This is a genomic window from Psychrobacter sp. M17(2026), assembly GCF_055699815.1.
Genome location: NZ_CM146741.1, coordinates 1,155,055 through 1,178,068 on the forward strand (window position 1 = coordinate 1,155,055; position 23,014 = coordinate 1,178,068).

17 protein-coding genes are annotated in these 23,014 nt (G+C 42.7%); 5 read left to right on the top strand and 12 right to left on the bottom strand.

The window, feature by feature from the left end:
• Nucleotides 1–239: 239 nt before the first annotated feature.
• Nucleotides 240–2,114, top strand: a complete 1,875-nt coding sequence (locus ACR63T_RS04870; protein WP_472784941.1) for a SurA N-terminal domain-containing protein — start codon at nt 240–242, stop codon at nt 2,112–2,114.
• 181 nt (nt 2,115–2,295) lie between these two features.
• Here the strand turns inward: ACR63T_RS04870 and purH are convergent, their stop codons facing one another.
• The 6 genes from purH to mrcB form a co-directional block, all read right to left on the bottom strand.
• On the bottom strand, nt 2,296–3,870 hold the full coding sequence (gene purH, locus ACR63T_RS04875; protein WP_305899930.1) for a bifunctional phosphoribosylaminoimidazolecarboxamide formyltransferase/IMP cyclohydrolase: 1,575 nt from the start codon (nt 3,868–3,870) through the stop codon (nt 2,296–2,298).
• A 178-nt stretch (nt 3,871–4,048) separates the two neighbouring features.
• A complete protein-coding gene (locus tag ACR63T_RS04880) occupies nt 4,049–4,327 on the bottom strand; it encodes a helix-turn-helix domain-containing protein (protein ID WP_472784942.1) in 279 nt (92 codons plus the stop codon).
• A 59-nt stretch (nt 4,328–4,386) separates the two neighbouring features.
• Nucleotides 4,387–5,775 (bottom strand): zinc-ribbon and DUF3426 domain-containing protein, encoded by a 1,389-nt coding sequence (locus ACR63T_RS04885; RefSeq protein ID WP_472784943.1) that lies wholly within the window; start codon nt 5,773–5,775, stop codon nt 4,387–4,389.
• A 173-nt stretch (nt 5,776–5,948) separates the two neighbouring features.
• Nucleotides 5,949–6,890: a 50S ribosomal protein L11 methyltransferase gene (gene prmA / locus ACR63T_RS04890; protein ID WP_201572793.1), complete on the bottom strand. Its 942-nt coding sequence runs from the start codon at nt 6,888–6,890 to the stop codon at nt 5,949–5,951.
• Nucleotides 6,891–6,992: 102 nt separating this feature from the next.
• Nucleotides 6,993–7,892, bottom strand: coding sequence for a tetratricopeptide repeat protein (locus ACR63T_RS04895; RefSeq protein WP_227680371.1), 900 nt, complete (start codon nt 7,890–7,892; stop codon nt 6,993–6,995).
• A 62-nt stretch (nt 7,893–7,954) separates the two neighbouring features.
• Nucleotides 7,955–10,339: a penicillin-binding protein 1B gene (gene mrcB / locus ACR63T_RS04900; RefSeq protein WP_472785233.1), complete on the bottom strand. Its 2,385-nt coding sequence runs from the start codon at nt 10,337–10,339 to the stop codon at nt 7,955–7,957.
• A 416-nt stretch (nt 10,340–10,755) separates the two neighbouring features.
• Between mrcB and ACR63T_RS04905 the strand changes: the two genes are divergently transcribed.
• Nucleotides 10,756–13,560, top strand: a complete 2,805-nt coding sequence (locus ACR63T_RS04905; protein ID WP_472784944.1) for a heavy metal translocating P-type ATPase — start codon at nt 10,756–10,758, stop codon at nt 13,558–13,560.
• A gap of 101 nt (nt 13,561–13,661) precedes the next feature.
• Here ACR63T_RS04905 and ACR63T_RS04910 read toward each other — a convergent pair whose 3' ends face one another.
• Entirely contained in the window at nt 13,662–14,384 is a 723-nt protein-coding gene (locus ACR63T_RS04910) for a Bax inhibitor-1/YccA family protein (protein ID WP_472784945.1), read from the bottom strand.
• 257 nt (nt 14,385–14,641) lie between these two features.
• Here ACR63T_RS04910 and ACR63T_RS04915 point away from each other — a divergent pair, with 257 nt between their 5' ends.
• A complete protein-coding gene (locus ACR63T_RS04915) occupies nt 14,642–15,289 on the top strand; it encodes a glutathione S-transferase (protein ID WP_472784946.1) in 648 nt (215 codons plus the stop codon).
• A gap of 769 nt (nt 15,290–16,058) precedes the next feature.
• On the top strand, nt 16,059–17,741 hold the full coding sequence (locus ACR63T_RS04920) for an NAD-dependent malic enzyme (RefSeq protein WP_472784947.1): 1,683 nt from the start codon (nt 16,059–16,061) through the stop codon (nt 17,739–17,741).
• A gap of 155 nt (nt 17,742–17,896) precedes the next feature.
• Here the strand turns inward: ACR63T_RS04920 and ACR63T_RS04925 are convergent, their stop codons facing one another.
• The 3 genes from ACR63T_RS04925 to ACR63T_RS04935 form a co-directional block, all read right to left on the bottom strand.
• The gene (locus tag ACR63T_RS04925; protein ID WP_472784948.1) at nt 17,897–19,540 is read right to left on the bottom strand and encodes a histidine kinase dimerization/phospho-acceptor domain-containing protein; all 1,644 of its coding nucleotides are present in this window, start codon (nt 19,538–19,540) and stop codon (nt 17,897–17,899) included.
• Nucleotides 19,541–19,592: 52 nt separating this feature from the next.
• Entirely contained in the window at nt 19,593–20,252 is a 660-nt protein-coding gene (locus ACR63T_RS04930; RefSeq protein ID WP_305899939.1) for a response regulator, read from the bottom strand.
• A gap of 152 nt (nt 20,253–20,404) precedes the next feature.
• The gene (locus ACR63T_RS04935; protein WP_472784949.1) at nt 20,405–20,611 is read right to left on the bottom strand and encodes a PepSY domain-containing protein; all 207 of its coding nucleotides are present in this window, start codon (nt 20,609–20,611) and stop codon (nt 20,405–20,407) included.
• A 256-nt stretch (nt 20,612–20,867) separates the two neighbouring features.
• Here ACR63T_RS04935 and ACR63T_RS04940 point away from each other — a divergent pair, with 256 nt between their 5' ends.
• A complete protein-coding gene (locus ACR63T_RS04940) occupies nt 20,868–21,416 on the top strand; it encodes a manganese efflux pump MntP (protein WP_472784950.1) in 549 nt (182 codons plus the stop codon).
• 35 nt (nt 21,417–21,451) lie between these two features.
• On the opposite strand, the gene ACR63T_RS04945 is transcribed toward ACR63T_RS04940, so the two are convergent.
• Both ACR63T_RS04945 and ACR63T_RS04950 read right to left on the bottom strand, forming a co-directional pair.
• Complete coding sequence (locus tag ACR63T_RS04945; RefSeq protein ID WP_305899943.1) at nt 21,452–22,210, bottom strand: PAP2 family lipid A phosphatase; 759 nt, start codon at nt 22,208–22,210, stop codon at nt 21,452–21,454.
• A 48-nt stretch (nt 22,211–22,258) separates the two neighbouring features.
• Complete coding sequence (locus ACR63T_RS04950; RefSeq protein WP_305899944.1) at nt 22,259–22,729, bottom strand: diacylglycerol kinase; 471 nt, start codon at nt 22,727–22,729, stop codon at nt 22,259–22,261.
• Nucleotides 22,730–23,014: the final 285 nt, after the last annotated feature.

The following is a 23,014-nucleotide window of genomic DNA, read 5'->3' on the forward strand; positions in this document are numbered from 1 at the left end:
GGCTAAATATTGAAGCGTGTTGTCAATTGAATCATGCGAACAATTTCTAGTGTTTTGTCGTGAATATTTTGAGTCTAGATCAAAATTCACGTATCATAGAGCGCGCTAGTAGGACGACTAGCATAGATTTTACTACCACTTTATAGCATACTGACATCTCTTATTTTACCGTTGCCTTGAATGCAAGACTGACTACTGCAATGGTTCTCACTATCATAGGTTAAAAAGCAGAATAAATTATGGATAAACTGCGGGATTTTTTGAAGAGCTGGCCTGGTCGCATTTTATTGATCCTATGCCTATCACCCCTTGCACTGCTAGGGGTAGAAAGCTATTTTGGTGGTTCAGTTGACCCTAATCAAATCGCTCAAGTAGGCGAGGCAAGTATAGGGTTATCAGAGTACCAAAATGCAGTAAACTCTCGTCGTTCTGAGATTCTAGAACAGCTTGATGATGCCAGTTTACTCAATGAAGATGTGTTGCATCAACAGGTGCTCAAGGGGCTTGTTGATCGTACTTTGTTGGAGCAGCAAGCGGGCAAGCTTGGGATGACTGTATCTGATGACACTATCAATCGTCTATTGCGCCAAGAGCAAGTATTTTTGGATGCTAATGGTGAGTTCTCTAATGATCAGTTCTCAAACTTCTTACGTCAACGTGGCATGAACAAAGAGCAGCTGTTTGCAGAGTTTCGCAATCAGTTAAGCTTAGATCAGCTTAATGCGAGTATCGTAGGGACGGCTATTTATCCTATGCAAGCGGTCAGTCAACTCATTGGTTTGCAGCTAGAGGCGCGCAATCTGTGGGTGCATCGCTTTAATTGGCAAGATTACCAAGCTAAAGTAAAGCTGACCCAAGCAGATATCAAAAGCTACTACGATGCTAATAAAGGGGATTTAAAAAGTGCCGCTATGGTCGATTTGGCCTATATACAGCTAGATCCAGCGACCATCAAAATTGATGAGGTTACCGAAGAGGAAATCGAGCAGCAGTACGAAGCCTACAAACAAAGCTCAGCGGTTGTTGATGAACGTGAGATCAGTCAGATTCTGGTGACGGGTGATAAGAGCAAAGCTCGCGCGGATCAGATAAAGATGCGTTTGGATAAAGGGGAGGCTTTTGCAGCGGTCGCTAAAAAAGACTCTGATGATCCCTCAGGAGCTGACGGCGGCGCTATTGGTCGCTTTAATCCTGCGGTATTCGGGAATGATGCTGACGCAGTTACTAATGCATTACAAGGTTTGAGCGTTGGTGATATCAGCGCGCCTATCAAGACCAGCTTTGGCTATCAGATATTTACAGTCACTCAAGATAATGGTACGCAAGTGCCAACTATGGAGAGCATGCGCTCTGAGCTTAGTGCTAAAGCTAAAGAGTACAAGCGCCAGACTGTGTACGCGGATAAAGTCACCGCGATCAATGATATGGCGGCTGACGGATTAAGTATCGCAGATATTGCGCAGCAAGAGGCTGTAGCGCTAAAGCGTATCAAAGACTATCGTAAGAATAACAACACCTCAGTATTATCGCAGCCAGTAGTTATCAAGCAAGCTTTTGATGAATTTACTATCCAAGATCAGGCTGTTACTTCTGGTATAGGGGTTGGTACAGGGACCATATGGGCGCAGCCAAGTAACTATCGCCCTACTCAAACCTTGAGCTTAAAGGCAGCAATGCCGCAGATTACGCAGACTTTATTAAAACAAAAAGCCAGTGCCTTAGCACTTAAAGATGCTCAAAGTATTGCTGCTGGTATCAAGTCGGCCAGTGATATTAACAAACAAGCGGTAAATTTTCAGTCTCTGGGTCAGACTAATCGTCAAACGACGCTACTGAGTGAAAAAGAACGTGGTTTGGCATTTAGTCAACAAGCACCTGCCAACGGCGTGGTGGCTTTGACTAGTGTGACAGAAACAGGCGCTACAGTAATCGTTGGTGATCGTATTGAAACCGAGCAACAAGCGCAGCTCTCTGAAATAGAGCAAGCGCAAACGGCTCGAATCATTCGCGATAATTTAGGTCAAGATCAACTACAAGATTATCTAGACTATCTACGCTTAGTCTATAAAGTTGAGGTCAATGAGTCGAATATGGCGGGTGCACAAGGCCGTTAATTAGTTAAGCTCAGCTAGGCTAAGTCTTTGAGGTTCAGTCTATAACAAAAAGCCACTACGATAAAGTAGTGGCTTTTTTAACTTTAGAATATAGGTTTTACTAACAGAGTTGTCTTAAATCTATGTTTTTAGATCTATGTTCCCAAATTTTTATCCTTAAGTCTATGTTCTTAAGTCTATATTAATGACGGAAATGACGCATACCTGTAAACACCATAGCGATACCATGCTCATCAGCGGCCGCGATAGTCTCCTCATCACGCATAGAGCCGCCTGGTTGGATAATGGCGGTAATACCTACTTCAGCGGCGTTATCGATACCATCACGGAACGGGAAGAAGGCATCAGAGGCCATTACTGCACCTGTTGTCGCAAGACCTGCGTGCTCGGCTTTTATAGCTGCGATACGTGCTGAATTGACGCGGCTCATCTGGCCTGCACCAATACCGATAGTACGCTGATTTTTGCCATAGACAATAGCATTGGACTTGACATATTTAGCCACATTCCAGCTAAATAACAAGTCAGCAATTTGCGCTTCTGTAGGTTGAACATCCGTGACTATTTTGAGCTCATTGACCCCAACTCGACCCAAATCTTGCTCTTGCACTAAAAGACCGCCAGTGACACGCTTATAATCAAGCTGAGTATTACGTTGTTCAGGTTTTGGTAAGGTGCCTGATACTAAGACTCGCACGTTTTTCTTACTAGCCGTTATTTGTAATACGCCCTCTTCAATGCTTGGCGCAATAATAACTTCTACAAATTGGCTATCAACAATGGCTTTTGCAGTCGCTACTGTCAGTGGTGTGTTGAAAGCGATAATACCGCCAAAAGAAGACTCAGGATCAGTGCTAAAAGCCGTGCGATAGGCGGCTACTTGGTCATGATCTATAGCGACACCACAAGGATTGGCATGTTTGACAATCACACAAGCGGGCGCACTAAAAGTTTTGACGCATTCCAAAGCCGCATCGGTATCAGCAATATTATTATAAGATAACGCTTTGCCTTGTAGCTGCTGAGCAGTTGCGATCGAGGCTTGGCTATCGGCTTGGCTATCGATATAAAAAGCTGCTTGCTGATGAGGGTTCTCACCATAACGCAAATCTTGAGCTTTATTGAGCTGAACGTTAAAGGTGCGCGCAAAAGTCTCTGGCTCTTGAGTATCATTAACCCGGCTACCTAAAAAGTTGGCAATCATACCATCGTACTGAGCCGTATGCTCAAAGGCTTTTACAGCCAAATCATAGCGTAGAGCAGGGGTAAGCTGAATGCCACCATCCAATGCTGTTATAACTCGATTATAATCTTTAGGGTCGGTTACGATGCCTACGTGAGCATGGTTCTTCGCTGCTGCGCGCACCATAGTTGGGCCACCAATATCGATGTTTTCAATAGCGTCATTCATAGTGACATCAGCGCGAGCGATCGTTTGCGCAAACGGGTATAAGTTGACGACGACTAAGTCAATACGTTCAATGTTATGGGCGCTCATGACGTCATCATCCATGCCACGACGAGCTAAAATACCACCATGAATCTTTGGGTGTAAAGTCTTGACACGACCATCCATCATCTCAGGGAAACCAGTATAATCTGATACCTCTGTGACCGCGACATCGTGCTCTTTTAGCAGCCGATAAGTACCACCAGTTGATAAAAGCTGAAAACCTGATTGGATTAGCGCTTGTGCGAATTCAACGATACCAGACTTGTTAGACACTGAGAGTAGAGCAAGTGGGGTTGTACTCATAAGAAAATTTCCGTAAAAAAAGCCTGACAAAAGTGTCTGGCGAGGGATGGTTAGCAGCTATCAGTAAGTCATAGCGATGCTGAGCATCATAATAAAACATTTGAGCGCTTTATACAAAACAGGGTTAGCATTGAGGCTTATTTGATTGATGAGAAAGTCTTATCAACTATTTATGTCACTACATCAAGTCATAAGTTTTTAGTTTTTTGCGTAATGTACCCCGATTTAGTCCCAAAACTTGGGCGCATTTGGTTTGATTGCCACGGGTCTGTTCGAGTACTACCGTCAATAATGGTAGCTCTACTTGCGCTAAAATAAGCTCATAAAGTTCGGTCGGCATCTCATCACCTAAAGCGAAAAAATACTCACGTACCGCACGCTCTACATGAACATGAAGAGGCTCAGTAGGATTAAGAATACCAGCACCCTCATCTGAGGAAGGGATGTGAGATGTCATAAGCTAATATCCTAAAACCTTAAAGAGTAAATGTAAAGCTGATAGTAAATACATGGCCTCTAATAAATAGGCTCTATGGTAAAGCTATTAATTTTCTGGGCAGATAAAGGGATTGTAAACATGATACCTAAGCTTTGTTCACCACCAAGCTGACTTTGGTTACTGAGTAGATAGTCCCCTGGCGTAGCAATAAATGCGCCAAGCAAACCCGCTTCGCCATAAACACTTACTTTAAGATTAGGCAGCAGTTGCGCCTGCGCGCTGCTATTGACTAATTCAGCCTGTAAGTCACTAAAATCAGCATAGGTATTGACTCTACTGCGTCTGATAGACAGCTGAGTGGTATTGAGAGCCGATAAATCAGCATTAGGCAACCCACAAACAACGACTGAACAGATCGCCTGTAAGCGCTTGGCATGTACTGGGTTTTTTATCAGAGTGTTTAGATTGAAGATAATATACTGTGCTATTAACAGTAGTATTAGTACCGCGCAACCCGCTATCCATAGTAGGGTAGCAACAGGTGTTGAGGCGGATCTTGAGGCAGGTGCAACCGTCGGTTGAACGCGATCTAGCATGGGATTGCTATACTGCTGATTTAGAGACGGTTTGTAGTCCAAAATGGTGTTTTTATTGGTTAGTAGATGCGTTAGATGGGTGACAGAAGGTGACCTATCAGATAAAGACTGCTCCTTTTTAACCAGCTTATTAGTGCTGATTTTTTCATCACTTTTTTGTTGAGCACGGTTATCCGTTGAGCTTTGTTGGTCAATACGCTTATCATTGGTAGGGTGGCTAACTACCGCGGATCTAGCTGGGGATTTGTCTTTATTGATAACTGCTGAATGTTGTGCAGGCTTCGCCTTTATCGAGGCGCTAGTAGTAGGTGCTTTTGCGTCAATTGCCGCTGCTGCTGCGACACTATTCGATGAGGTTTTATTAACTTTATCTATTAATTGCTGTTTGCTATTTGCATGCAAATCATCGTTGTGCGTTGTTTTATTTATTGGGTTCTGCCAAGCATTAAAGCTATCAAGTGCTGCAGCCTCTAAATCATGCTCGCCTGAGCGCTGAGTATCTTTAATGTTAGGGCTTTTAACACCCTTTTTATCTGACTTGTTTTTATTTGTCTTTGTGGTGGCTTTAACAGCATCGGTATTAAGGCCAGTGTCACTGGCAACTCTATATATCACTGAGGCAAAATTATAGCTACCGCGTCCTGCTATATTTTCAATACCATTTTGATTAAAAATGCCTTTGTTGTTTTCAAAATCATTTTCGAGCATCGCAGGCTGATCATCAGCAGAAACAACGAGATGATCATTGACCAAAAAAACTTGTTGGCATTGACCACAACGGCCTTTGACGTCTGCTTGGTCTAATTGTTCTTCTAGAACGTCAAAGAGGCTATAGCATTGAGGACAGCGCGTTTGAATAGACAGGGTCATATTATTGAATCCAAAAAATGCGGCAACGACACCGCTTATCTACTGCTAGTATTTGAAATATTTATATAGAAGACTGTCTTTAATACCATAGATTTAAAAAAGCTAAGTAGACACGCTTGATACCAATAAGCTTTAACTCACGATCCCATCGTAACAGATGTAATCAATTGTTGCTAGTCTGTAAATTTACCTGATAGTCGTTGCCAATGCTGATCTTCTTGCGCTGTAAAAGCGTGTTTAGGATCGAGAGAGAAGTAGGGGCTATAAGCGGCACTGACTTGCTCAGTTTGTGATTCAATTAATCCAGCTAATACAATACGACTATTAGATGCCATCAGAGTGGCAAAGTAAGGTGCTAACGATATTAAGGGCTTCGCTAAAATATTAGCCACCATAACATCAACAGGAGCAATAGATTGACTGCGACAAAAATCACGAAAGTCATCAGGTAAAAAAGCTTGCAGTTGACTCTCAACTTTGTTGCGTACTGCATTTTGATTAGTAGCTAGTACGGCTTGTGGATCGATATCTACCGCGTAGACTTGCTTTGCACCCAGCAGCAAGGCGCCAATGCCTAAAATACCTGAGCCACAGCCATAGTCGATGACTATCTTATCCTTTAGGTCTTGCTCAGTGAGCCAATCAAGACATAGCCGAGTGGTCGCATGATAGCCTGTACCAAAGGCTAGGCCTGGATCCATAATGATATTAATAGCCTCAGGTTTGGGCGGCTTAATCCAGTTAGGCACTATCCATAAGTTATTAGCACATTCAATAGGATGATAATGACTCATCCATTCGCGCTCCCAGTCCTTGTCTTCAACAGCGCTTAACCACAGACGACTGGCATTAACCTCAGCACCAATTTCATGACTTAACTGCTCGATAGCTTGCCGACTACTATTGTCAGCACTGCTATTTTCAATACTGACATCAAACAAACCTGTAAGTATGACTTCATCCCACAATGGCGACTCACCTGGAAGCGGCTCAAATAAAGGCTGATCTCCAGCATCATCTAAGGCGATAGATAGAGCGCCTGCCTCTAACAATAATGCTTCTGCAAGATCGACGTTTGCTTTTTCGCATTGTAAGTGCAATTGTTGCCATGCCATAAAATTACCTTATTTTAAATTTAAAGACTCATAGGAGCGTTTGTTAAAAAGAGCACTGTCTTATTATATTGTCTTATTACATTGTTTTAGCAAATATACAGGCTAGCGTAGCGCTTGTTTAGCCTCGTTGATGACTCGAGTACTGTTTTGGGCTTGCCCTGACTGCAATATGATTTGCCATAGTGCGCGCCGACGACTGCTATCTTCTGATACCACAAGACCACGCCTTGCCATAGCTTCAGCCTTACGCGGTTGGTTCTTTTTCAGTGCCACTTGTGCCAAATAAAAATAAACCGCTGATGACTTAGGTGCCATGCGCTGAGCACGGGTAAAGCTGTTCTCCGCAGCGGTTAGTTGCCCTGATTTTAGCTGGTTTATACCTACGTTCATCAGGTTACGAAAGGCAGGTAAGCTACTGTTATCTGAGGTGCTTTGACGGGTCTGCTGCTGAGAGTTTTGTCGAGCGCGCTCAAGCATCTCGCTATGCGATGGCATTGCAGGCATGGATGAGTTACTTGGGCGTTCAGTGATAGCATTATTGGAGCTGGGCTGACTGTACTTTGGATCATAAGGCTCAACTATCGGTTCAGCGGCTTGCTCAACTTTTTGTTGATATACGGTAGACTCATAGGCAGATTCTGCAGTGCTGATATCGGTGTTGTATTGAACAGTATCTTGACTGGACGGTATATAAGGTTCTATAGGATAGGTATTGTTCCCAATAGCACTGTTTTGCTCAAAAGTATCATCAGGATAGCTTTCTTGATATTCATCATCTACAGGATAATCATTATCTACCGAATCTGCTTGAGGTGTAATCGCTTCATTCTGTGATTCAGCAGCTACTATGACTGTCTGTTTCGATATAGTAGTCGGCAGTGGTGTAGAGCTGACAGGCGGAGGTGGCGTCGTTTGACAGGCACTTAGCGTAAGAGCGCCAAACAACGCTAGTATCGATAACTGCCATTTAGAGGACAGCTTGTTACTGTTATATTCGATCATGCCTAAAGCCCCTGACTCTTAGTGTTATTTATGAGCGGATAAACCAAAACGTGTCGTTAATTTTAGAACCATTCAAGCGCACGATCATACCAAGTATCGGCATCTCTTTGCTCGTTGTCGCCAGATTCAATCACCTCGCTATTGGGGATATCTAGCCCTTCGCGTTGGCGCTGCTGATTGATAGCGTCTTGTCCTGATTCAAACTGCGAGCGCTCACGTGCACGCTCTTGCTGATACAGGTTAAGCGCACAGCTACTGGATTCTTCTGGCAGATAAGCTGACATAACAGGTAAGTAACGCGCATCGCTACAGCGCTCATTGGAGAGCTTACCAGAGTTATTCTCAAGCCACATCCACTCGATACCCTCAGGCTCAGCCATAGATACAGGGGTTAGCCTTAAGCGTTTCATATAGTCTACCCATACAGGTAGTGCGCCGCTGCCGCCACTTAGGCCGATAGGCTTATTGTCATCACGACCTACCCATACGACGCTGACATAGTTACCACTATAACCTGCAAACCAAGCATCACGAAAGTCATTGGTAGTGCCCGTTTTGCCCGCTAGATTTAGGTTACTGCCAAGAGACTGAACGCTTCTAGCTGTACCATCCTTGACCACTTGCTGCAATGCATAGTTGGTCAAAAAGTTAGTCTCAGGCGGCACACTGCGCTGGGTATTTAACCCTGTACGTTGCAATATACGTCCGCGATCATCAATCACCGTGCGAATACTATGAATAGGCGTACGAAAGCCGCCCGTAGCAAAGACCTGATAGACGCCAAGCATGTCCATAGGGCTAAGATTGACCGCACCTAACAGCGCTGAGGGATAAGGCGGAATCTTCTCTTCAATGCCCAAGCGGCGTAATTGTTTGGCAAAAGTATCTACCCCAAACTCCATTCCTAAGCGCACCGCACTTTGGTTATAAGACTTGGCAAGCGCAGTCGTCAAAGGGACAAACCCGTGATCACGATTGTCATAGTTTTTTGGATTCCATTTAGTGCCATCACTAAGATTAACCGTAATAGGGGAGTCATCGACTGAGCTGGCTAGATTGTAGCGTCCGCTCTCTAAAGCCGTCATATAGATAATAGGTTTTAATAATGAGCCAACAGGACGCTTGGCATCAACTGCACGGTTAAAGCCTGTAAACTCGCTACCGCTACCGACGACAGCTACCAGCTCGCCCGTTTCAGGATTGGCACTGACTAACGCGCCTTGCAAATCTTTGGTTTTACTACTGTTGCCACGTAGACTGCCAAGCTTTTGACTGACGGCTTTATCTGCTGCCATTTGCGTAATAGGGTTGAGGGTACTGATGATAATAAGACCTTCGTTCTTTAGATCATCTGAGTAATAGACATCATTGAGCTCACGCTTGACGATATCCAAAAAGTCAGGAAAACGGCTCTTGCCCTCTACTGGTTTCTCGACTACGCCCAAAGGCTTCTCGATAGCTTTATCATAGTCTTCTTGAGTGAGAACGCCTATGGTGAGCATATTGTTGAGCACCGTATCCCGACGCGCTTTGGAATCGTTGGGATGGCGGCGAGGGTTATAAACACTAGGCCCTTTTGCCATACCGACTAGTAGTGCTTGCTGATCGATACGCAATTCATTGAGCGGTTGATCAAAATAAAACTGTGAGGCAAGGCCAAAACCATTGATGGATCGATTGCCGTTTTGACCTAGATAGATCTCATTAAGATACGCTTGCAGGATCTCATCTTTACTATAATGCAACTCTAGTAACACCGCCATCAAAGCTTCGTTAGCTTTACGCTTTAACGTGCGATCTGAATTGAGATAAAAGTTCTTTATCAGCTGCTGAGTGATAGTCGAGCCACCTTGGCGGGCGCCGCCAGAGGAGTTATTCATTATTGCCCGTGCAATACCGCGGACAGAGACACCTTTATGCTCATAAAAGCCGCGATCTTCGGTCGCTATTAAGGCGTCAATCAAAGGCTGAGGCACATCATCCAAAGAGACGATCATACGATCTTCATTACTATCAGGATAGATACCACCAATACTCACAGGCTCTAGGCGGATAATACCCGTCTCATTCTGCTCGGTGCTTTGAATAGAGGCAATCTTATTCCCAGAGATCGTCATTTTAATGACTTGTTCTTGATCAACATCATTGGCGCTATAGCTAAAGCCGCGGGTATGGATAAAGTAGTTATTACCTGATTTATAATAGCTACCTGTACGATCATAAGCCTTGTTGCTGCGATAATTGAGCAGCTCAAGCCAAGTCTTCATCGTATCGTTATCAACATTAGCACCTTGATACAATTCAAGCGGCTGCGAGTATACTTTTGCAGGAATGTCCCAGCGCTTACCTTCAAACTTTTTGGTAATGGTTCGATCAAGCTTGACTAAATAAAGCGACAATAACACCATACTTGCGATGATAACGATCAATAAAATGCTGCTAATCACGGCGCCACGCTGTTGCGAGGGTAGCGTGTGAATCGCGACTTTAGATGATTTTGCTGAGGTAGAATAAGGTTTTTGCACTGATAACACACCGTTTTGAGATAAAAAACTGCTTTATAATGACGCAAATTGATAAAATTTTCAATCTATCGTCATCTAGGTAAGTGTTGATAGGTAAGTATTGACCGTCTTATGGGCGTGAGCCTGTATAATGGCAGTCAGTAATAATGAAGCCGTCGCTATAATAACACTAAACGTCGCTTAGCTTTCAATTTAGCTTATAGCGCCTCTATAAAATAGCAGCTAAGAGCTATCGATAAGATGTTTTTTTGATGAATTATTTGAGCTTTCAATAAAGCAGTCGTTCTAAAAGCCCGCGCCATTGCAAGTCAATTTGTTTGAAGGAAATTAAAGTAGCTATGTCTAGCGCCTCATCACTGTCTAATAATGTTTCTACTTATGATAAGTCAATCATCCAAGGGCTAGTATTGCCAATAGCGAATCATTGCTTCCATTGTGGTGATCCTGTACCACGTCCGCCCTTTTATACCGAAGTGCTCGGATCTCAACGTGAAATGTGCTGTATGGGCTGTCAGCTGGCATCGCAAAGTATCGTCGAGGCAGGGCTCGAGCAGTATTATCTAGATCGCTCAGAGATCAATCGTACGGCCAGTTTACCGACTCAACTGACGCGATTGGAGGCGTATGACCATGACGAGATCAAGTCGCAATTTGTCTACGCGCAAGACGGTCTATCGGTCGCGGAACTATCCGTTAATAATCTACGCTGCGCGGCTTGTACTTGGCTGATCGAGTCGCGGTTGTATGAGATCGATGGTATAGATAAGTGTCAGGTCAATCTAACCAACCAGCGGATGCGTATCGTTTGGGATGAGTCCAAGCTGCCTATCAGTCGGATATTAGCAGTGATCAATGAGATCGGCTACGAGGCTAAGCCTTATCGGCAAGATACTCATGAGGCGATGCTTGCCAAGCACAACAATAAGATGCTGCTTAGATTAGGTATTGCCGCGCTCGGTGCCATGCAAGCGATGATGTACGCGGTAGCGCTATACTTTGGCGCGCACGATGGCATGCTGATATTACAGCGTGACTTTTTGCGCTGGGTATCGCTTTTTGTCAGCATACCCGTATTCTTCTATGCTGGCGTGCCGTTTTTTACCTCAGCATGGTCAGCCGTTCGCGCCCGTCAAGTCAATATGGATGTACCCGTCAGCATAGCGCTGATTGTGACCTTTTTTGCCAGCCTTTATGCGACGATTACGGGTAGCGGAGAGACTTATTATGACTCTGTCAGTATGTTTATTTTCTTCTTATTGGCTGGGCGCTATATCGAGCATAATGCACGGCTAAAAGCGGCGACTATGGCGAATGATTTAGTCGTGATTGAACCTATGCTGGTCCGAAAAATAGCTGAAGACAAAGAAGCGGCTAACTTAGTGTTACAGCAGCTAAGCCCTAGTGACGTTAATGATTTCGATACTGATACTGGTATTAATACTGATGCAATAGCAGTTAGTGGTTTAGCTAGCAATTCATCGGTTTTGACCATAAAGACACCCGCCAGCTTTATGCCGCAGATGGATGCTGGCACACAGCTGATCACTACACGCATTGCACAAGCTTGGCAGCAAAAAGAACCGCTATCTTTGCATGAGGATCACCTTATCAAAGATAGTAAAATGGTCACCGCGCAAAGCTTGCAAGTCGGCGATATTATCATGGTAGAAGCAGGTGCTGAAATCATCAGTGATGGCATACTGCTTAGTCCAATGGCTACGGTCTCGCAAAGTCTGCTGACGGGTGAGGGCGACCTCATTACTAAGGCTCAAGGCGACTATATCGTTGGCGGTGCGCAAAATGACAGTCAACCGTTCGAGATGCTGGTGACCGCACTACCAGAAGACAGTCAAATTGGCTTAATTGATCGGCTCATGAACCGTGCGCTTAGTGAAAAGCCCAAACTGGCTCAGCAAGCGGATAAGCTGGCGCGCTGGTTTGTGGCGCGGATATTAGTGCTATCCGTATTAGTATTTATAGGTTGGTATATCGTTGATCCAAGCCAAGCGATTTGGGCGACAGTCGCTGTCTTGGTAGCGACTTGTCCCTGTGCGCTGTCGCTTGCTACCCCTATTGCTTTGACGGTTGCAACCAACCGCCTTGCTACTTACGGGTTCTTGACGACTCGTGGGCATACCTTGCAAACGCTTGCTGAAATTACCCATGTGGCTTTTGACAAGACAGGCACCTTAACTTATGGTAAGCCCAATCTATTAAACATTGAACTACTACCATTGTCGGATGAGCAGACCATTGCACTTGATAAAAACGAGGTATTATCCATTGCGGCCGCTTTAGAGGTCGGTAGCCGCCATCCTATCGCTCATGCGCTACTGACAGCAGCCTATCAATTGCATCTGCCAGCTACCCAAAACCTAGCGCATTATCCTGCTGGCGGCGTAGAGGCTATCATCGATGGCGTGCGATATCGAATCGGTCATGCCAACTTTGCTTTAGATGCAGCTACTAATGCTAACAATAATTTGACTGTAGATTTAAGTCAGCATCGCGCCAGCTCAGCAGTAGTATTATCTTATAATAAAGGTTTAGATGCCTTTAATAAAGCTGGCACAGCATCTGATAAGTGGCAAGCGCTGGCTTGCTTTTACTTCAATGATAAAGTGCGTGATAGTACGCAAGCTATGCTAGATGCTCTAAAGGCGGCAGGGTTAGAATCAGTAATGCTAACCGGTGATCCTAGTCCGCAAGCGCTAGTGATGGCAGATGCTTTGGGCATGCAATCGGCCTATAATGGTCTCTCGCCTGCGGACAAAGTCGCTCATATTCAGCAATTGCAAGCTCAAGGGGCGGTAGTGCTGATGGTTGGTGATGGTATTAACGATGCGCCTGTACTCGCGGCGGCAGATGTCTCCACCTCTATTGCAGGCGCGGCAGATTTGGCGCAAGTCTCAAGCGATAGTATTATCTTAAATGGCCAGATTGAAGCGATTAGTGCGGCTAAACGTATCGCGAATAAGACCGAGCGCATTATTAAGCAGAATTTTCGTTGGGCACTTATTTATAATGGTAGTGTGTTGATACCAGCGGCTCTAGGCTATGTACCACCTTGGCTGGCTGCTATTGGTATGTCACTCAGCTCTTTATTGGTAGTATTGAATGCGCTACGCCTAAAACGTGCCTAATTCAAACGATTTGCTTAGATAAGTTTTTAAAGTTCTCCCATAAAAAACCGCCTTTAGAAGACGGTTTTTTGTGTTTGAATAATGGCTGAAAATTTTATAGATTAGTCTTGTAAGTAGCTTAGCAGACGCATAAATTCAATATACATCCACACTAAGGTTGCAAGAATACTGACGCTAAATAGCCATTCGTAATCTTCTGATATACCTGCTGCAACGCCGCGATCGATGTTATCAAAATCAAGCAGTAACGTGAACGAAGCAATAACGATAACGAATAGGCTAAAACCAATAGCGATAGCGCCACCTTCAAACAAGAAAGGTAAGCTTGAGCCAAAGGCTAAAGATAATACCCACTGCGCCACATAAACCAGCATAATAGCAATAATAGCTGAGGTCACAATTGAGCGAAATTTCTGCGTGACTTTGATCAGTCCTGAGCGATATAGTCCAAGCATTACCGCTGCAGTGACAAAAGTAGCGCACATAGCCGTAACCGGTACACTTGGGTACATACGCATAAAGAATAAGGAGATACCTCCTAATAAGATACCTTCTAAAATGGCATAAGGGATCGCCAATGTTTTGGCAGTGTGAGGTTTAAAGGTCATAAATAAAGCTAAACCAAGGGCGGCGAACATACTACCAAAGGCCGCCATAGTGGTAAAACCTTGTGATAGACCTGTCATAAGGGCATAAAAGAAAAAGCCCACACCCGTGATAGCAGATAAACCTAGTAACAAGCTGGTCTTTTGTATTACGCCTTTGACGGTCATCGGCTCGCCGCCGATCGCAAGTTCCGCGCGACTGACAATAGGATTTGCCATGTTTGTATCCTTAATTAATGATATAAATTCGATATAGGTAAGTTTGACATAGATGACCAATACTTTAGCAAAAGTGCCATTATTGTCAACGGTATTTAAGTGACTGTGTTGCAGCTTTGCAGCTTGATGATGTTTAGGGTCTGTTGTTTGAAAAAGCTAACTATAAAGTAAATAGTATTCAAAACTATAAAAAATAAGTGATGTTCAGCCTATTGTTCTTAATTAAATCATGGATAACTTAAATCACGGATAACCTTATGACTTTCTCACAGCACTGTCTTTACTCTTTTCGTCGCTGCCCCTATGCGATGCGCGCCCGCCTCGCAATCTTGTTTGCCGAGTTATCGGTAGAGCTACGGGAGATTGTGCTAAAGAATAAGCCTGCCCAGTTATTAGCGATTAGCCCCAAAGCCACAGTACCTGTTCTACAGCTTGTAAGTGGTCAAGTGCTTGAGGAGAGTCGGGAGATTATGGTTTGGGCGCTGACGCAGCATGATCCGCAAGGATTGTTAGATAATAGATACTTACGTCAAAGTAATGAGTTGATTGAGCAAAATGATGGCGACTTTAAGTATTGGCTTGATCGCTATAAATACGCTGATCGCCATCTTGAAATGAGTCAAACAGAGTATCGGCTACGAGGTGAGGCCTTTTTGCAGGTGTTAGAGGCATTGCTAATGGATAATACTTTTCTGTTAGGGGATAAGGCGAGTATTACTGATATTAGCATCATGCCTTTTATCCGCCAATTTGCTCATGTGGATCGCAAGACTTTTTATAGTTTGTCTTACCCTAAAGTGCAGCACTGGCTGCAATATTGGTTGCAACAGACTTATTTTTTACAGGCGATGAGCAAGGTCCAGCCATGGCAAGAAGGCGATGATACCGTGACTTTTCCGATATAATGGTTTTGCTCCTTGTCGATAAATTCATAGCACAGAATCTATCAACAAAAAGCTGTCACGGTTATCTAAAAGCTAATCTTCGTTGCGCTTGTATACAATATTCAGCTTTTTAAAAAAATTGTGCCAAGTGTCGGTGAAAATGTAATAGAATAGCTAGGGCGTGTCATAAATTGAAACATTTATATTTTTACTTTTATAATCTAATTGATGACGTGCCGTAGGGCCGTATTTGACCATGGATTGGCAAAGGACTGCTTTTTAGACGCATATCTTAAGATACAAGCACGTTAAAAGTGCTTAAACAATCTATGCACCTTGTTTTGGTACATATCGTCAAAAAACAGTTCAGCCTTATCACGCGGATATTAAAATCATCTCAGGATGCATTGCAAGTCTAGCTATTGCACCTGTATCATCTTTAACTTTCATTTTATCTAGCGCATAGCTTTGATCGGCTACCAGCAGTCTCTACTTGTGAATTATTAAACACGCCCTAAGGTATGTCCGCATTCGATATCATTGCATTTAATGGTATTAAAAAGGCTATATTCTTGCCACTCTCTGAAAATTTATAGACAAGAGATTTATATTCTCTGCAAAATTTACTTTGATTAGCAAAAATCTGTTCTTATCCCTACGAGTCAATTAAGGACACAGCCTAATAAATTATTAAACTTTAAGACTCTTAATTTTAACACCTAAGTTTTAACCTCTAGCTTTTATCACTACTCATCGTACTACCCTAAACTTTTACTAAGAAGATTTTATTATGTCAAACAAACGTCCTTTATATATCCCTTTTGCTGGGCCAATATTGCTAGAAACCTCTTTACTGAATAAAGGTAGCGCTTTTACCTCGGAGGAACGCGATAGCTTCAATCTAACGGGTTTGCTGCCTCAAAGCATCGAGACGATAGAGGAGCAGTCATCACGCGCTTACCATCAGCTTTGCTCTTTTGATAGTGCAATGGATAAGCATATCTACCTGCGTAATATTCAAGATACTAATGAGACGCTTTATCATCATTTGATTGAGCAGCACATTGAAGAGGTCATGCCGCTTATTTACACCCCGACGGTTGGGCAGGCTTGTGAACAATTCTCCAAAATCTATCGCCGTAAGCGTGGTTTGTTTATCTCTTATCCTGAGCGCCATAAAATTGATGATATGCTACAAAATGCCACTAAGCAAAGAGTAAAAGTGATCGTAGTCACTGACGGTGAACGTATCTTAGGTCTAGGTGATCAAGGTATTGGCGGCATGGGGATTCCTATTGGTAAATTAGCCCTATATACCGCTTGTGGTGGTATTAGCCCTGCTTACTGTTTGCCAATTTTATTAGATGTGGGTACGAATAATCAGCAACTGCTAGATGATCCTATGTATATGGGTTGGAGAAATCCACGTATCTCTGGCGATAAGTATGACGAGTTTGTCGAGCTATTCATTCAAGCGGTCAAACGCCGCTGGCCTGAGGTGTTATTACAGTTTGAAGATTTTGCTCAAACCAATGCCACGCCCTTGTTAAATAAATATCGTGACCAGCTATGCTGCTTTAACGATGATATTCAAGGCACTGCAGCGGTTTCAGTCGGTACTTTGATCGCTGCGTGTTTGGAGAAAGGCGAAAAGCTTAGCCAACAAACCATAGCATTTTTGGGCGCAGGTTCAGCAGGCTGCGGTATCGCTGAGCACATTGTTCGCCAGATGCAGCGTGAAGGCTTGAGTGAGGAGCAGGCTCGCAAACAAGTGTTTATGGTGGATCGTTATGGCTTGCTTACCGATAACATGACAGAGCTACAAGAGTTCCAAGCACCGTTAGTACAAAAACAGGCAGACATTGAGGATTGGGACAAAAGTAAGCAACTTAGTTTGTTGCAAGTGGTTAAACAAGCCAAAGTAACGGTGTTATTTGGTGTCAGTGGGCAAAAAGGTCTATTCACCCAAGAGGTGATCGAAGCTATGTGTGCTAATACTGAGCAACCCATTGTGCTACCACTGTCAAATCCGACCTCTCGTATCGAAGCCACACCGCAGGAAATAACGAATTGGAGCCGTGGTCGCGCTATTATTGCTACTGGTAGTCCTTTCCCTAATACTACTTTTGCAGGTCAAGTCTTTGAAGTCTCTCAGTGTAATAACAGCTATATATTCCCAGGTATTGGCTTAGGCGTTCTTGCCGCGCGGGCAACAGGTATTAGCGATAATATGCTCACAGCAGCAAGCCAAGCACTGGCAGATATATCAGTAGAGTACAAAAAAGCACCAGGCGCTATATTACCGCCAATCAAAGTCATACGAGAGATCAGTGAAAGAATAGCTTATGCAGTAGCTTTGCAAGCGGTTGAGGATAAGCTAGCCTTACCAATAACAGCAGAGAATCTAAAGCGTCGCTTAGAAAGTAACTTTTGGCGACCTGAATATCGCAACTATCGCCGTACTTCTTTTTGATTATTAAAATAAGCTACAAGTTATAAAGTAATCATAAAATATAAAGAGCCGAATATTACTGTTAGCAGTAGCATTCGGCTTTTTTTGGTGGGTTCACTAAGGTATCTCTGTAGGTGTTAAAAAAGCATCAAGATTCATCAAAAACTTATATGAACTCAGAATACTAAGGTGATACAGAGTCCTTTATTATTATTTGGACTTGAAAAGCTAGCAGTAGAATTATTCATAAAGACATCGATACCTGCCTGCTCGCAGATTGATTTGACGATTGAGAGTCCTAGTCCTGTTCCCTGTATTTCTTGTGAAGTATTACTAGTACTGTCTGATCTTGAGTCGTTTGTATTATTACTCATGCTATCACTCATATTATTACCCATATTGTTCCTGAGCTGATCAACTGTATTTGATGATTGATTGAGCCGTACAAAAGGCTCAAAAACGGTTTCATAATCGCTAGGATGAATGCCTGCGCCTGAATCTATTATTTGCAATACTAATCTGTTATCTATCATTTTAGATAAACTATTTAACTTGCCAGAGTGAATCACTTGTGAGCCAAAATTATACTGAGCATTTAAAGATGAGTTCTCCAAGCTATCTGATTTTCGCTCAAGCTGAAATAGTTTAACGATGACTTGACCATGAGCTGGCGTGTAAATAATAGCGTTTTGAATCAGGTTTTTGACTAGAACTAATAATGAGGTTTCATTCATATTTATTTTACGGTTAGATTGTAGATCTACCGTGAGCTCGATATTTTTATTATCGGCAATAGGGATAAGTAAACCGATGACTTGCTCGATAATGAATTTGACAGAAGTTAAAGTTTCTTCATTACCAAGCGCCGTATTGATATTACCAGCTCGAGCCAGCGTTAATAGCTGCTCGACCAAACTTTGGTTTCTTTTTAGACGAATCGCTAGTTTGTCTAGTCCTTCTGACATCACGCTATCAGTAGTGATACGCTGTAATCGTTGTAGCTGTAGTGATATGGCGGTCAATGGTGAGCGTAATTCGTGCGCAGCATCGGCGATAAAGCGTTGCTGACGCTCTATACTGACTTTGACCAGTGCTAATAATCGATTTAATGATTCGGCTAATGGCAATAGCTCTGAGGGCAGGTTACTCACTGGTAGAGGGTGCAAATCGCTTTCACGACGCGCGCCAATCTCTTTTTGTAATTGGCGTACAGGCTTCATCATTCGCCACATGATAAAAGGTAGTAACAGTATCAAAAATACCATGCCAATAATTAAGGGTAAAAAAGACTGCAATGCACTAGATCGGGCGAGATCATCTTGGAACTCGGTACGCTGGCGTACTATAACCACTCTATTAGCATCGTTACTACGATAAACGCGCCATACTTTATCATCTATGGTTTGCGTACTTAACCCCTCTGCTATAGCAGGCAAGTCCTCTAACGTCAGATCGTTATAATTGTCTTCATTATGATCATCGGTATCATCATTATTATTTTCATGAGAAGAGCTATACACGAGTGATGATGCTATTGTTGTATTAATAACATCGACGGTGATACTACCGTCGTCATCATCGGTATCAAAATGAATGTTAGATTCGAGCAGCGTAGCAGAGTCAGCTACTTTGACATTAAGCGTTTGCTCAAGTAACGCTGACATACTTTTTAGACTGTCATCTTGAAAGTCGTTGAGCTCGTTATAGCTATACCAAAACCCATAACCGCCAGCGACTATGGCAAGTAGCAACAAGGACACAACAGACCAAAAGATAAGTTGGAACTGTAGCGAGTGAAAGAGCTTATGGAATTTAGTCATAGCAATTAACTTTTATGGATGACAAATTGTTTTTAGTATTATGTGATTAAAGTTAGGCATTGCTGATGTACCATCCCAAGCCGCGAACGTTTTTGATCCGCTCTTGCCCGAGTTTTTTACGTAAGCTATGAATCAAAAACTCAATAGCATTACTTTCAACTTCACCGCCCCAGCCATAAAGTGAATCTTCAAGCTCAGTTTTTGACATCACTTTTTCAGGAGATTGCATAAAGGTAGTGAGCAGCATATACTCTTTTGCGGTTAAATCGACAGGATTGCCCTCCATCATCACGCGTTTGTGTGCGGTATCTAAATGTAAATTGCCAACGGTCACTTGATTATCAGCCTTACCTTGAGCTCGGCGAATAAGCACTCTCATCCGTGCAAAGACTTCTGCCAGCTCAAAAGGTTTGACGACATAATCATCAGCTCCTGAGTCCAATCCTTTAACACGATCTCTTAATTGATCACGGGCAGTGAGTATCAACACTGGTGTATCAATCTTGGCATCACGCATAACCGTCAATACGCCCATACCATCAACCTCTGGCAGACCTAAATCTAATAGAATGATGTCATAAGGCTGCACCCTTAACGTTAGGATAGCTTGGCGACCATCTTTGACCCAGTCAACGGTATAAGCCTCATCTTGCAAGGCTTCACTCAGACTCTCACCAATCATCAAGTCATCTTCGACTACCAATACTCGCATGAGATATCCTTATTGTATGGCTATTAAGAGTAAAAAATATTTATCTATAGTGATACTTTTGATAGCGTCTTTAAACCAAAAAGCTCTAATCGATACTAGTGTGTACAGAGTAGAGCTATTGTTAAGTTATATTCAACTAGATTTTTAGAATATTAATTATCATAGTCTAGCTGACTGCTAATAACTTGACTATTGCTGCTATTGATCACCAATTTGTGTATGTCCATTCCTTTCGCTATTTCAATCCCATAAGCAGGCATGCCATTGTCAAAATCAAATTTGGCTTCAATAATTTTACCATTAATACTTTGAGTCGCTTTTTGCATCGCTTGGGTTAGGGTTATTTGTGCCTTTTTCATAGCGTTATATTCTGCTATGTCGTCTTGATCCAGTTGTTCCTGCTTAGATTTTAGAACTTTACCCGTACTCGCATCAATTTTTACTTCGTAATGCTAGTAGAAGTCCATCATACAGAATAAGACATAGGAGAAACTTAGCGCAAAATAAGGATTCAGTTAGCTGCTACTGTTTTTGAGCTATTGTTTTTTAGTTATTGTTTTTGAGCTATAATGCGGCTGCTTATTCGACAATCTTTGCAAAGAGTACTACTTTATTATGTTAGAGATACTACTATTGGCATTAGCACTAGCTGCGGATGCGTTTGCAGCTTCAATCGGTCTTGGCTCAACGCATAGACATGATGCTAAGTCGCAGTTTATAAAAATGGCATTACTTATCGGTACCTATTTCGGGGTTGCGCAAGGGGTAATGCCGCTGATTGGTTATGCGCTTGGGTCTGCTATGATTGGTTGGTTGAGTAGAGGAGCGGCTTGGATAGGCTTTATTATATTAGTAGCGCTTGGGATTAAGATGCTTTATGAGTCACGTTCTGTGAACGATGATGATACCCGAATCAGTCTAAATCATAAAACGTTACTGTCATTGGCTATCGCCACCAGTCTTGATGCCATGGGCGCAGGTTTTACGTTAAATCTATTGTCCGTCAATGCTTATTTGGCATGTGTAATTATTGCATTGACGACCGCTATTTTAAGTATTTTAGGCGCTTATATAGGGCGTCAGTCAGGAACTTGGCTTGGCAGCTGGGCAGAAGCTCTGGGCGGTTTGGTATTGATCGCTATTGGGGTTAGGATGGTGCTATGACGTATAATGAGAGGTATGAATAATAAGGGTAGTTATCAATTTATCATAGCACTAGATTCAATGTTGCTACTGTCATAAATAGTTGTTTTTTTGAATAATAAGCTGGCAAGGGCACAAGCTATCGTCAGCGACAGCAGCATCGATACCAATGTATGACTAAAAAAATGATCGCCAAAACTCATTTTATACAGTCCCATTGTCCAGCCTAGAACTGTCACGATTTCAAATATCCTATAGCGATACTTATACAAGCTAGGTAAAAACGCCAAGCCATATAAAGAGAACCCTGCGCTGGCATGAGCGGCTGGGAAGCATTTTGCATCGGTTTTAGCGAGCATGCTTTGCCAAAGGTTTAGATAGGGTAAATCACCACCGAAGAGCGTTAAATGATTGGGACAACTGACGTGAGTCACCCCTTTTAATAGCGCAATAGTAGACGGTACTACGACAAGAATAATCAGTAAGTAACTTATTTCACGGATTGAAAAAGGCACAATAAGTTTATTGATCCTGCCTTTGTTATGAATGGAATTACTGCTTGAGCGTTGTTTGTATTTGATAATTAACACAGTGATTAAATAGAGGGCTAGCAAGATCAGTAATACTTTAGGACCATCATAAAAAATAAAAGCATAAGGCTGAGCGCCTTTTTGTATCAGCCATTGCCCATTAGTATAAAAAAGCTCGCTGATGCGAATATCGAACTGACTATGCTCAAAGAGCAGAGTGGCAATAACCGTTAAGCAAAGCAGTTTGAGCCACATCCAAGCAGATAAGTTATTTTCTAAAGCCATTGAAATACCTTTCAATATATTAATTTGCAAAAGCTCAAGTACTCTTCGCTATAAGAAACTAAATAAAGCCATCGACCATAGAATAAACAATAGTAATAACGCCAAAAATTGCGCAGCAGAGCCGACATCTTTGGCTATTTTGGCAAGAGGGTGTTGCTTGGTTGAGGTGTGATCAACGCAGGCTTCAATACCTGTGTTAAATAGCTCGACGATAAGCGACAAAAACGAAGCGATCAGCAGCAGCATTGTTATAGGGATAGCAAAAGGCATGAATATTAGAGTGATAAATAGTATGAAATTAAGCCAAATAACTTGCCTAAAAGCCGCCTCATATTTATAAGCTGCTTTAAAACCATCTATCGAATAGCCCGTCGCTTTTAAAATACGAGCCAACCCCTTTTTACCTTTAACTTCACTCGCAAAGCTATCAGCTACCAGTAAAGCGTCGGATGTTTCTTTGGGTTTATAACCGAGATGTTCGGCTTTATTATCGAGAGTGACAGGTTTGAGAGTGCTCATATTCATTGCTTAATAGTCATTAAAATTAGAGTATGTTGTAGACTGTGAAGATAAAAAAAGTGCAATCACTGATATAGTTATTGTTGTAATGATCCCAGTGTAGGAGGGCACTGGTTAGCACTTGGGTATCATTATGGACTTAGGATTGTTAAGAAAACGTTAAGATGATGCCCTGTAACTTAAATTTATACCGTTAACTTAAGCGGGAGAGATACGAGTTTTGGACTTTTAATCTAGCGCTTTTATTAAACTGAATGCCTAAATCTTGTACAAACCAAAAAGCAG

What these genes read in the sequence shown, in the direction of transcription:
- ACR63T_RS04925 (WP_472784948.1), bottom strand. Translation starts at nt 19,540, where the DNA reads ATGACTAAATTCCATAAGCTCTTTCACTCGCTACAGTTCCAACTTATC.
- ACR63T_RS04870 (WP_472784941.1), top strand. Translation starts at nt 240, where the DNA reads ATGGATAAACTGCGGGATTTTTTGAAGAGCTGGCCTGGTCGCATTTTA.
- ACR63T_RS04910 (WP_472784945.1), bottom strand. Translation starts at nt 14,384, where the DNA reads ATGGCAAATCCTATTGTCAGTCGCGCGGAACTTGCGATCGGCGGCGAG.
- ACR63T_RS04930 (WP_305899939.1), bottom strand. Translation starts at nt 20,252, where the DNA reads ATGCGAGTATTGGTAGTCGAAGATGACTTGATGATTGGTGAGAGTCTG.
- ACR63T_RS04880 (WP_472784942.1), bottom strand. Translation starts at nt 4,327, where the DNA reads ATGACATCTCACATCCCTTCCTCAGATGAGGGTGCTGGTATTCTTAAT.
- ACR63T_RS04950 (WP_305899944.1), bottom strand. Translation starts at nt 22,729, where the DNA reads ATGAGCACTCTCAAACCTGTCACTCTCGATAATAAAGCCGAACATCTC.
- ACR63T_RS04940 (WP_472784950.1), top strand. Translation starts at nt 20,868, where the DNA reads ATGTTAGAGATACTACTATTGGCATTAGCACTAGCTGCGGATGCGTTT.
- ACR63T_RS04905 (WP_472784944.1), top strand. Translation starts at nt 10,756, where the DNA reads ATGTCTAGCGCCTCATCACTGTCTAATAATGTTTCTACTTATGATAAG.
- purH (WP_305899930.1), bottom strand. Translation starts at nt 3,870, where the DNA reads ATGAGTACAACCCCACTTGCTCTACTCTCAGTGTCTAACAAGTCTGGT.
- ACR63T_RS04895 (WP_227680371.1), bottom strand. Translation starts at nt 7,892, where the DNA reads ATGATCGAATATAACAGTAACAAGCTGTCCTCTAAATGGCAGTTATCG.
- ACR63T_RS04885 (WP_472784943.1), bottom strand. Translation starts at nt 5,775, where the DNA reads ATGACCCTGTCTATTCAAACGCGCTGTCCTCAATGCTATAGCCTCTTT.
- ACR63T_RS04920 (WP_472784947.1), top strand. Translation starts at nt 16,059, where the DNA reads ATGTCAAACAAACGTCCTTTATATATCCCTTTTGCTGGGCCAATATTG.
- ACR63T_RS04945 (WP_305899943.1), bottom strand. Translation starts at nt 22,210, where the DNA reads ATGGCTTTAGAAAATAACTTATCTGCTTGGATGTGGCTCAAACTGCTT.
- ACR63T_RS04935 (WP_472784949.1), bottom strand. Translation starts at nt 20,611, where the DNA reads ATGAAAAAGGCACAAATAACCCTAACCCAAGCGATGCAAAAAGCGACT.
- prmA (WP_201572793.1), bottom strand. Translation starts at nt 6,890, where the DNA reads ATGGCATGGCAACAATTGCACTTACAATGCGAAAAAGCAAACGTCGAT.
- ACR63T_RS04915 (WP_472784946.1), top strand. Translation starts at nt 14,642, where the DNA reads ATGACTTTCTCACAGCACTGTCTTTACTCTTTTCGTCGCTGCCCCTAT.